Source organism: Skermanella stibiiresistens SB22, assembly GCF_000576635.1.
GTDB classification, from domain to species: Bacteria; Pseudomonadota; Alphaproteobacteria; order Azospirillales; family Azospirillaceae; genus Skermanella; species Skermanella stibiiresistens.
Window position 1 is genome coordinate 24,131 of the sequence record NZ_AVFL01000033.1, and the last position, 10,677, is coordinate 34,807.

The 10,677-nt window shown below is 60.6% G+C and carries 8 protein-coding genes and 1 pseudogene; 4 read left to right on the forward strand and 5 right to left on the reverse strand.

Features of this window, described 5'->3' with window-relative positions; translation table 11 throughout:
* Positions 1 to 207: 207 nt before the first annotated feature.
* Positions 208 to 1,662 carry an alpha/beta hydrolase gene (locus N825_RS29430; RefSeq protein ID WP_037459804.1) on the forward strand — a complete coding sequence of 485 codons (1,455 nt, stop codon included), beginning with the start codon at positions 208 to 210 and terminating at the stop codon, positions 1,660 to 1,662.
* A 72-nt stretch (positions 1,663 to 1,734) separates the two neighbouring features.
* On the opposite strand, the gene N825_RS29435 is transcribed toward N825_RS29430, so the two are convergent.
* The 4 genes from N825_RS29435 to N825_RS29450 form a co-directional block, all read right to left on the reverse strand.
* Positions 1,735 to 2,790, reverse strand: a complete 1,056-nt coding sequence (locus tag N825_RS29435) for an AI-2E family transporter (RefSeq protein WP_051513509.1) — start codon at positions 2,788 to 2,790, stop codon at positions 1,735 to 1,737.
* A gap of 254 nt (positions 2,791 to 3,044) precedes the next feature.
* Positions 3,045 to 3,566 (reverse strand): hypothetical protein, encoded by a 522-nt coding sequence (locus N825_RS29440; protein ID WP_037459756.1) that lies wholly within the window; start codon positions 3,564 to 3,566, stop codon positions 3,045 to 3,047.
* Between the two features lie 47 nt (positions 3,567 to 3,613).
* Positions 3,614 to 4,990 carry a M20/M25/M40 family metallo-hydrolase gene (locus N825_RS29445; protein WP_037459757.1) on the reverse strand — a complete coding sequence of 459 codons (1,377 nt, stop codon included), beginning with the start codon at positions 4,988 to 4,990 and terminating at the stop codon, positions 3,614 to 3,616.
* Between the two features lie 97 nt (positions 4,991 to 5,087).
* Positions 5,088 to 6,893, reverse strand: coding sequence for an SLC13 family permease (locus tag N825_RS29450; RefSeq protein ID WP_037459809.1), 1,806 nt, complete (start codon positions 6,891 to 6,893; stop codon positions 5,088 to 5,090).
* Positions 6,894 to 7,293: 400 nt separating this feature from the next.
* Between N825_RS29450 and N825_RS29455 the strand changes: the two genes are divergently transcribed.
* Entirely contained in the window at positions 7,294 to 8,868 is a 1,575-nt protein-coding gene (locus N825_RS29455; RefSeq protein ID WP_084165172.1) for an AbgT family transporter, read from the forward strand.
* Positions 8,869 to 8,921: 53 nt separating this feature from the next.
* Positions 8,922 to 9,461, forward strand: coding sequence for a DUF1269 domain-containing protein (locus N825_RS29460; RefSeq protein WP_037459762.1), 540 nt, complete (start codon positions 8,922 to 8,924; stop codon positions 9,459 to 9,461).
* Between the two features lie 216 nt (positions 9,462 to 9,677).
* Here the strand turns inward: N825_RS29460 and N825_RS29465 are convergent, their stop codons facing one another.
* Positions 9,678 to 10,373, reverse strand: a complete 696-nt coding sequence (locus N825_RS29465; protein ID WP_037459765.1) for an IS6 family transposase — start codon at positions 10,371 to 10,373, stop codon at positions 9,678 to 9,680.
* Between the two features lie 56 nt (positions 10,374 to 10,429).
* Between N825_RS29465 and N825_RS38210 the strand changes: the two are divergent.
* Positions 10,430 to 10,644 (forward strand): annotated as a pseudogene (locus N825_RS38210) (transposase domain-containing protein); the annotation flags it as partial.
* Positions 10,645 to 10,677 lie beyond the last annotated feature (33 nt).

Below are 10,677 nucleotides of genomic sequence, written 5' to 3' on the forward strand. Positions count from 1 at the left end.
TCTGCCATCTTGGTATGATACTCTTTTTCTAATATCCATAAGTGCTTTTTCAACCAACCAGTGACGCTGCGAAAACTTGAACCATGGATCTATTGTTTTGCGTGAGGATGAACGAAATTTCAAGAATCGGTGGATGGTCCGGGCAGACTCCCAGGACGCTTTCACCGGAGCACAAAGAACCTGGATACACGGAAGAAGGTGAGCATCATGCGAATCTGGGCCGCAAGGATGTTGAAGCGGACTGCTGCGCTGCTAGCCATGGTCGCCGTAGCATTGCTTGTCGTCCGGATATACGATTCCCAGCGTGGTCAGCCGCTTGAGCCTTGGCACAAATACGTTCCCACTGAACTGAGCGTCGACGAAATCGATGACGGCGGTTGGAACGAGTACCTTGACGCGGAAGGGGCTCTCTTCGAGACGGTGCGGGCTGAAGTCACGCAGAAACTGCCCCCGGAAGACCGGATACCAGTCAATCGGTATTTCGACGGCAGCCCGATCTATCCAGGGAGATTTTCTCAGGATTGGAATCGATCGTACGAGCTCGAACCCGACGGCCCGGTCCGAGGCGCAGTCGTTTTTCTCCATGGCTTGACCGACTCCCCCTATAGCCTGCGCCATATCGCCAGGCGGTACCGTGACCACGGTTTTGTCTCCATAGCCATCAGGCTGCCCGGTCATGGCACGGTCCCCGCCGGATTGACCGATATCGAGTGGGAACATTGGATGGCGGCCACCCGATTGGCGGTCAGGGAAGCTCGGCGTCGGGCAGGTCCTGGACTGCCGGTTCACTTGGTCGGATTTTCCAACGGCGGCGCGCTTGCAATGATGTATGTGCTCGACGCGATGGAAGATGAGCAGCTGACGCGGCCGGAGCGTATCGTGCTGATTTCACCGATGATCGGGGTCACGGCATTCGCGCGTTTCGCGGGATTGGCGGGGCTGCCCGCGATTTTTCCGGCATTTGCGAAAGCCTCATGGCTGAGCGTGCTGCCAGAGTTCAATCCGTTCAAATACAATTCGTTCCCGATCAACGGGGCGCGCCAATCGCACCTGCTGACGGCGGCGCTTCAGCAGAAGATCGCTGCCCGCGCGTCGGACAACCGCCTGGCTGAATTGCCTCCAATCATCACCTTCCAGTCGGTGATGGACTTCACGGTCAGTACGCGCGCGATCGTGACCGCCTTGTATGCCCATCTGCCCGCCAACGGCAGCGAACTCGTGCTGTTCGACGTAAATCGCAACACCAAGTTCGGTCCACTCCTGAGCTCCGCCTCCGATACCATGCTGACCCGTATTCTGCCGGATCCGCCACGGCGGTTCAGGACCACGATCATCACCAATGCCAGCCCTGACAGTCCCGACGTCGTCGAACGCGTCGTGGAGGCTGGTGCGGCGACAGAGTCTGTGCGCGATCTGGAATTGTCTTACCCGATCGACGTCTATTCGCTTTCGCATGTCGCCATTCCGTTCCCGACCACCGACTCCCTTTACGGTTTGCACCCCGATCCCGCGGATGATTTCGGCATCAACCTGGGAGCATTGGCGGCACGGGGTGAACGCGGCGCCCTGATCGTCAGCATGGACTCCCTGCTTCGCATGTCGTCAAACCCATTCTTTCCCTATCTCATAGGACGGATCGAGGAAAAGCTGATGTCGGATTGACGACCGGGAAACGACCTCACATCGACTTTCATCCTCATGCCCCCAACCCCTCACAGCCATAAAAACTCACGGCTACCGGGCGGGATCATCTTGGAGGTCGGCGGCGATGCGTGATGGATGGGATTTCACATCCTGCGATCCAAAAAGGATCGTGAGCCAGCGGGTCGATGGATGATATGCACATAAGGTGAGAGTCGTGAAGGCGATTGGGACGCCGAGGAAGGTGCCCGAGAGTCCCCACAAGTACGTCCAGAGAAAAATCGAGAACAGGACTACGAACGGTGACATCGCGAGGGCCGTTCCTGAAACGCGCGGCTCGATGTAACTCCCGCTCAGAAACTGGATCCCGTTCAGGGATGCGAAAACCACCGCCATGGCTTCCCAGCTTCCAAATTTGACCATGGCCAGAACGGTCGGAAACAGGGTGGCCGTGAAGGGGCCTATGATCGGAATGTAATTGAGCGCGAATGCGATGACGCCCCATTCCCGGGCAAGCGGCAACTCGAAGAGCGAGGCGAAAATCCAGAAAAGCAGTCCGGTCAGCACGCTCATGAGAGTCCGTACGGCCATGTATCTCCGCACTTTCGCTGCCGTTTCCGCACCGCCTTCGATCAGCATGCGAACTGCGTTTAGGTTCGACAGAGTTCTGATCCTGTCTCCCGCCCTGTCAACTTCAAGCAAGCCGAGTATCACATAAACAAGCACGATCACCCAGAAGCTCAAGGTCGTGTTCAACTGACCCGTGACCCTCTGCATGACACCGAACAACAATCCCACGTTGAAATGATCCGCCCAGAGTCCTGCGACGGCAATCCCATGCTCCTCCAGCCCCGCCGTCATTTGGTCATAGAGGGCTTGGAAAAGACCCATATTGGCGACGGCCCAGCGGCCGACGCGGCTGAAACCCCAGACGATGATCGAAGCGAAGCCGAAGAATGTGACGAAGAGGACGAGAATACTGATCACCAAGGCGATCAACCGGGGCAATCTCCGCTGAAGCCAGCGCTGCATGGGCCACGACAGGGCGATTAGGAAAAGGGCAAAGACCACCGGTGCGAAAACCGCGCTCGCGTGACTCAGGGCCCCCAGGATAACCGCTACGGCGATCAAGCCAACCCATGCAGTCAAGGCTCTTCTCCTCGTTGTTACTGATCGAGTTCCGCTTACTGTCGGGGCATGGGATCGAAGCTGGCGGGGACGGCGGCGCCATGACCGTCCTGAGCAACCCGAACCGACTCATTGCGCCGCCGTCCCACCTCGCCATCATCCAATTTCCACATGGACCCTGTTAAATCCTGCTCAGGCACAGGCTTCTCGCCGGATGCTGCAGGCAGGCCGAATACGCGTCATCGTCACTTCCCGATCGATCAGCTCCCGATCGATCAGCGGGAGTCTCGTCGGGCTTGAGCGACTTTGATGAATTGCGACATGCGGCCGATCTCCCGAGGATCCACGGTGACCGTCGCGTTGGGATTTTCGATCACCGTCATCGGGCCATTAGCGTTTCTGGTCGTGCTTGGGTGATGGCGGACGCGATACCGCCGTTTTAGTTCAAGCGCGCGGCGGGCATGGGCACCTTGGATTTTTTGGCTCTCCTGTTTCTTGATCCGCGAAAGCTCCCGATTGACGCGTTTCAAGGCGCTCGCGAAGATTTCCCCTTTCCGCTCGGTGCCGCTATTGTCACCAACGGCGACAGCCGCTCGCGGCGGAGACTTTCCGCGCATCTCACGGCGCTGCTGGCGGGAACGGTCGCGCGCCTTGTTCCGATAGTCCCGCAGCAGCTTCAAGATATTCGACAAATCCTCCTTGGGTAGTGCCATGATCGCCGGATAGTGGGTCTGCTCGACAACTTCGAACTCGGTGGCGGTCAGCATTCGTTTCTCGGCCGAAATGGGTATGCTCATAAAATCCCTCCTTCGTTTATGAACCGACCTTCCCGCCAGCGCAGCGCCTATAGGGCGGCCAGGATCCGCACCCAGGATCGAATGCCCTTGTGGAAGCTCTTCAGGTCATACTTTTCGTTGGGGCTGTGGATCCTGTCGTCGCTGAGACCAAAGCCCACCATCACCACGTCGATCCCGAGTTTGTCCTTGATCAGCGTCGTCACCGGGATCGAGCCGCCGCCCCCCACGAAGACGGCTTCGCGTCCCCATTCGGCGGTCAAGGCGCCCTGTGTCTTCTGAAATGCCGGAGCACCGGTATCGAAGGCCGCGGCGGTTCCAGACCCGTGCTCCATGAACTCCACCCGGCAATCGGCAGGGACGCGAGCCTTCACGAATTCCCGGAACGCCGCGCGTACCTTGTGCGGGTCCTGGTCGAACACCAGCCGGAACGAAATCTTGGCCGAGGCCTGCGCCGGGATCACCGTCTTGAAGCCGGCGCCCTGATAGCCGCCGCCCATGCCGTTCACCTCGCAGGTCGGCCGCGACCAGACCATTTCAAGCGCCGAGCGGCCCTTCTCCCCTGCCGGCACCGAAAGCCCGACCTCGCCCAGAAACGCTTGCGTGGAAAAATCGAGTTTTGCCCAGCTTTCCTTCAGCGCCCTGGGAAGTTCGGGCACGCCGTCGTAGAAGCCCGGTATCGTGATATGGCCCTCCTCGTCGCGCAGGTCGGCGATGATGCGGGCCAGCACGTGGTTGGGGTTCGCGGCGGCCGAGCCGTAGAATCCCGAATGCAGGTCGCGGTCGGCGGCGTGGATGGTGATCTCCTCGCCGCACAGTCCACGCAGGCTGGTCGTGATCGCTGGCGTCTGCGGGTCCCACATGTTGGTGTCGCAGATCAGCGCCAGATCGGCGCGAAGTTCATCAGTGTTGGCGTCCAGGAACGGCGGCAGGTTCACCCCACCCGATTCTTCCTCGCCTTCCAGCAGGACTGTGACCGGGATCGGCAGCTTGCCCGTCACCGCCTTCCAGGCGCGGCAGGCCTCGACGAAAGTCATCAGCTGCCCCTTGTCATCCGCCGCCCCGCGCCCGACGATCATCCGGGAGCCGTCCGGTCGAGTTTCGACCGAGGGCGCGAAGGGATCGTGTTCCCATAGTTCGAGCGGATCGACCGGCTGCACGTCATAGTGCCCGTAAAACAGCACCGAAGTCCCCGCCACTGAACGGTTATGCGCGACGACCATCGGGTGGCCGGCCGTGTCGCGCACGCTGGCGTCGAAGCCGACCGAGGCGAGATCGGCCGCGTGCCATTCGGCGCAAGCCCTCGTTTCGGCGGCATAGGCCGGATCGGTCGAGATCGATTTCAGCCGCAGCGTGGCGAACAGGCGGTCTATCGCCGCGTCGAGATCGGCGTCGACACGAGCGAGGACTGCATCGAGATCGGACATTGCTGGAATTCCTCCTATGGTTTTTACCTGTGGTTTCTTGCTTGTGGTTTCTTGATGTTGTTCAGGGATTTGCCGCGACGCTTGCGGGACCCGGGGTTCAGAATGGCCAGATCATCGGCACCAGGACGACGCCAAGGATGAAGCACCAGATCAGCATCGGCAGGCCGAGCTTCCAGTAATCGCCGAACTTGTAGGCGCCTGGTTCCATGACCATCAGGTTCGTCGCCGTCGCGACCGGCGTCAGGAAAGCTCCAGCGCAGGCGACGCACACGCACATCAATACCGGCTGCGTCGAGACGCCCATCTGCTGTGCGGCGACCACCGAAATCGGAATGATGATGAGTGCCGTCGCGGTGTTGGAAATCACTTGGCCGAGGACTGCCGAAAACACGAAAAGGCCGGTAAGCAGCGCATAGGGTCCGGCATCCCCGACGAGCCTCACGAGACTTTCGGCCAGCAGGAGCGCCGCGCCGGTCTGCTCCATCGCGGTCGAGAGCGGCATCATCGCGCCGACCAGGATCACGGTCGTCCAATTGATCGAGCGATATACCTGCTCCACGCTCAGGACTCCCGAGATCAGAATCATGCTGGCGGCCAGCAACCCCGCCACGGCCGGGGGAACAAGCCCTGTGGCCAGCAGAAACACCATGATCGCCAGCGCCGCGATCACCACCCGCGCGCCCTGTCCCATCGGCACGGCTTGACGCCGCACCAGATCTGGCGAATTCACCACCAGGACTTCGGACTGGTCGAGCCGCGTTTCGAGCGCTTTCCAGGTGCCTTGCAGGAGCATCGTGTCGCCCGCCGCCAGGGCGTCGCCCGGCGTCAGGTCGACGCCCTGGCGCTGAAGCGCCAACACGATCAAATCGCCGCTTTCGGTGACCATGCCGGGGAAAAAGCGCTGCCCGATGAGAGCCGACCGGGGCGGGATCAGCACTTCCGCAATCCCGTCGTCACGGTTGAAGAGCTGGTCGGCGATCTCTTCTTCTTGGGTGTCTTCGCGCAAGGCAAGGCTGAACTCCTGGGCAACGTCCGCCGCTTGGTTGGCGGGTCCGCGCACGATCAGCAGATCGCCTTCCCTTATGGTATCGCCCCGCGTCACGGCCCCTCTTGCGTCCCTGAACGTCACGAAGGTCAGATCGCCTCTTTTCGCGAGGCCGATGGTCTCGCGCGTCTTTCCGATCACGGGCGATCCCGCAGGCACCTGCAATTGATGCACGTCCTTGGACAGACGATACTGTTCGAACAGGGTTGTAGCGTGCTGGCTCAGGTCGGGCGGCAGCGATCGGCTGGTGCGGCTGGGCAGCAGACGTTCACCGAACAGCACCACGATCGCGATGCAGCCGAGCACGATCGGCACGCCGATCAGCGCGAATTCGAAATAGCCGAAGCCGCCGCTGCCCGCATCCGCCGAGGCTTCGACCACAAGCACGTTGACGGGGCTGCCGGTCAGCATCAGCAGGGAGCCCGCATGGGCTCCGAAGACCAGCGGCATCAGCAATTGGGAAGGCGACCGGCGTAGACGGATGGCCATGACGACGACGACCGGCAGAAGTGCGGCCACCGCGCCGTTCACGCTGATCAGGGCGCTCAGAACCCCGACGAAGCCCATCATCAGCAGGATCAGTCGCGTCCGGCTGTCGCCGGCCTGCCTGATCAGAACCTGTCCCGCCCAGGCCGTCACGCCGGCCACCTCCAGCCCGGCGCTGACGACGAAGAGTGCCGCGATGAAGATGACCGCCGGGTCGCCAAAGCCCGCCAGACTCTGGTTCAGGGTCAGAATTCCGGTTGCCCAGAGCGATAGTGCCGCGCCCAGGCAAACGGCGATGACCGGGACCCGGTCCCAAATGAACAGCACGATGATGGCAGCGATGATGGCGAAAACGATCCAGATATCGCTCACGGCTCCACCTTCCAAATATTTTGTGAATGCCGATAGTTAAGGCATGGCCATGCCAGCCGATGAGTCGAAGCCATATCGGGTATGTATCGATCGTCTCCGTCATTTAACATGCGTGCAGTATGCGATGCTAGAAGATAATCATGCCTTACCATGCGAATCTTCAATGTGGATACGCCATTATGAACATTTCATATCCCAACGCATAAAACTTAATTATCAAGTCAACACAATGAAATCTGGAATGAATATTTTGTAACTGTTGCGATCGTTTCCATAACTGGACAAATTTGAAAGGCTTACATTATTGAAAACTAGCTGAATTGGAGTTAACACTAGCCTGTGATATCGCTTCAGCCCTTTTGTTTGATAAGTTCAGGCAAACCCGTCGAAAGGGAGGGTGATGTCGAGCATACCCAAATACCAAACGCCGACACCGGCCAAGAAAGCAGGGGATAAGAAGCCGGGCGCCATGGACCGGTTTCTCACGACTATCGAACGCGTTGGAAACAAGGTGCCGCATCCGGGCATCATTTTCTTCATTCTGATTGCCATCGTTATCGTCTTGTCCGCTGTTTTCGGCCTTCTGGGAACCTCGATCACCTATCAGGTGGCCGATCCAATTTCGGGCGAGATCGAGACGCGGGTGACGGCTGTGCGCAGCTTGCTGTCAGCCGAAGGCCTGCGCTTCATGATCACATCCCCCGTGTCCAATTTCCTGGGCTTCGGGTCGGTCGGCGTCATCATCATCGCGATGGTCGGTGTGGGCGTCGCCGAGGAGTCAGGGCTGATCGCGACGCTGGTGCGCAAGATCGTCCTCGTGGCGCCTCGCTCGATCTTCACGTTCATCGTCGTGATGCTTGGGGTCGTTTCCTCGATCGCGGCGGACGCCGGATACCTGGTGCTCGTCCCGCTGGGAGCCGCGGCTTTTCACAGCCTCGGGCGGCATCCCCTGGCAGGGCTCGCCGCCGCCTTTTCCGGGGTGGCGGCGGTATTCCTCGTCAATGTCTTCGTCACCCCCACTGACGCGCTGCTGGCTGCAATGACCAACGACGCGATACGCCTCGTAGATCCGGCGCGCGAGGTGACTCTCGTCGGAAACCTATATTTCATGATCGTTTCAAGCCTTCTGATGGCCGTTCTCTGCACGCTCATCACCGAAAAGATCGTTGAACCGCATCTGGGACCCTATACCGGCGGCGTGCCCATCGAGCCCGCCGAGGGCATGACGCCCGAGCAGTCGAAGGGCCTGCGCAACGCCGGCATTGCGCTGGTCGTGTTCGTGGCGGTGATGGCGCTCCTGACCGCGCCGCCGAACTCGGTGCTACGCAGCCCGGTGACTGGCGAGATCCTGTCGGGCTCCCCCTTCATGGACGGCCTGATCATCCAGATCAGCGCGCTGTTCTTTGCGGTCGGCTTCGCCTACGGCAAGGGAGCCGGCACGATCGCGAACCTCACCCAGGCGATCGGCATGATCGTGAAGACCTTCTCGGGACTTGCGGGGCTGATCTTCCTGTTGCTGGTGATCGCGCAGTTCATCGCGTTCTTCAACTTCACCAACATGGCGACCGTACTTGCCGCCAACCTAGCCAGTTTCCTGCAGAACGCGCCGATCAACGGGGTCGGCTACATCATCATTTTCGTGCTGATCATCGCCCTGCTCGACATTCTGATCACCGGGGCCGTCGCGAAGTGGGCGATCCTGGCTCCCGTGTTCATTCCGCTCTTCATGCAACTCGGCGGGGACCCGAACCTCGTTCTGGCGGCCTATCGTGTCGGGGATTCGCCGATGAACGTCATAACTCCGCTGAACGTCTATCTCGGCGTCATGGTGGGCTTCGCCGCGAAGTATCAAAAGGACGCGGGCATCGGCACCATCGTCTCCCTGATGCTGCCCTACACCGGGATCCTTTTGATTGCCTGGACCCTGCTCCTGATTGCCTGGTATGTGGCCGGCCTTCCGCTGGGGCCAGCTTGAGGAAACGGCGTGACAGTGATTCGGGCTCTTCATAACACAGTGAGGAAACAAAGATGTCTGATCTGATCTGCGTCGCGTTCAAGGACAAGGATACCGCCGACTGCGCGCTCAACGAACTGCGGGCGATGCAGCGGGAATATCTCATCGACCTCGAGGATGCGTGTGTCGTGGTCCGGGATGAGGACGGCAAAGTGCGGCTGAAGCAGGCGGTAAACCTGGTATCGGTGGGAAGCACCAAATCGGGACTTTCCGGCATGCTCTGGGGCTCGCTGGTCGGCCTGCTGTTTCTCAACCCTCTCGCCGGCATGGCGCTAGGAGGCGCCATCGGCGCCGGTACCGGCGCGCTGGCCGGACACATGACCGATTACGGCATCCCCGACGACTACATCCGCAAGATCGGCGGGACGATCGAGCCGGGGACATCCGCGCTGTTCGTGCTGGTGCGCAAGGTCAACCCCGACAAGGTGCTGCCCGAGCTCAGCAAGTACCAGGGCACGGTGCTACGCACGTCTCTGACCGACGAGCAGGAGGACCGACTCAGGGGGGCCCTGAGCGGAGCAACGTCATCGGAGGCGTCGACAGAGGCCACATAGCTTGGCCCAACAGAAGCTCGGGATCTTTCAAGGGTTCCGTCAGGACTCGCGCCAGATCCTGAGCGAAGGCACAGATCAATCCTGGCGAGTATTACCGTCGGTATTGTCATATCAACTTGGATAGACCGTGCGAAAATGTCGAAGTTCCGTAGGTCGACCTTGGCATTGTCACGGGAACTAGGCAGGCTCGCTGAGGCCCTGAGTCATGGGCGGCCCTCACGCAGCAGTGGCCGCAGCGTTCCAGTCGGTCCTGGCCCGCGCCCGGAAGGTGCTTAGAGTTCGGCGGGAAATCAGATGGCGTTGGATGTTGAAGGTGTTGTGGGTGGCGGCATGCATCGAGACGAAGCGCTGGGCGGAACCGGGCGACTTGAAGCGTTGCATCTTCCGTTCCCGTCGGCGGAGTGGCTGGTGGGAAACCTCGGCCTGATTGTTCTCGTAAACTCCTTGTTCATGATGGGCGCTCAGGCCGATTTCCTTGAACGCGGCCCCGTAGGAGCGCAGCTTGTCGGTCGTGATCCGGGTCGGAGCAAAGCCGTGCTTCCGGAGCAGCTTGCGGATGAGCTTTCGAGCCGCGGCCTTGTTCCGCCGGCGCTGGATCAGGATCTCCAGCACCTCGCCCTCATCATCAACCGCCCGCCACAGGTACATCCGCCTGCCGTTGATCCGCACCACCATTTCATCGAGATGCCAGTGTGAACTGGGCCTGGGGCGCAGCCGCCGCAAGTTCCGCGCGATCACTGGCCCGAACTTGCCCACCCAGCGACGGATCGTCTCGTAGGAGACATCCAGCCCACGCTCCGCCAGCAGATCCTCGACGTCCCGGTAGCTCAGCGTGAACCGGAGATAGAGCCAAACCGCGTGCTGGATAACGGCGGGCGGAAACTGGTGGCGGGCGTACGAGATCGGCTGCATTAAAGCATATCATTGTCATCGCCCACGGAGCGCCACCGTTCCCGTGACAATGCCGCAGGAAGAACTATCTCTTCGCCGGCTCGGACGCCGACGGCGGCGTGATCGCGGACGCGATGACGATCATCGAGACGGCAAGCTCTCGGGTCTCGATCCCGAGGCCTACCTGGCGGCGGTGCTCGACCGCATCGGCGACCATCTGGTCAGCCGCCTGCACGAACTCCTGCCTTGGAACTGGGCCGCCACCGAGGCGCTCCGGGCACAAGCCGCCTGACATGACCGCGGTCAGCTCCGTCTTCACCATCGC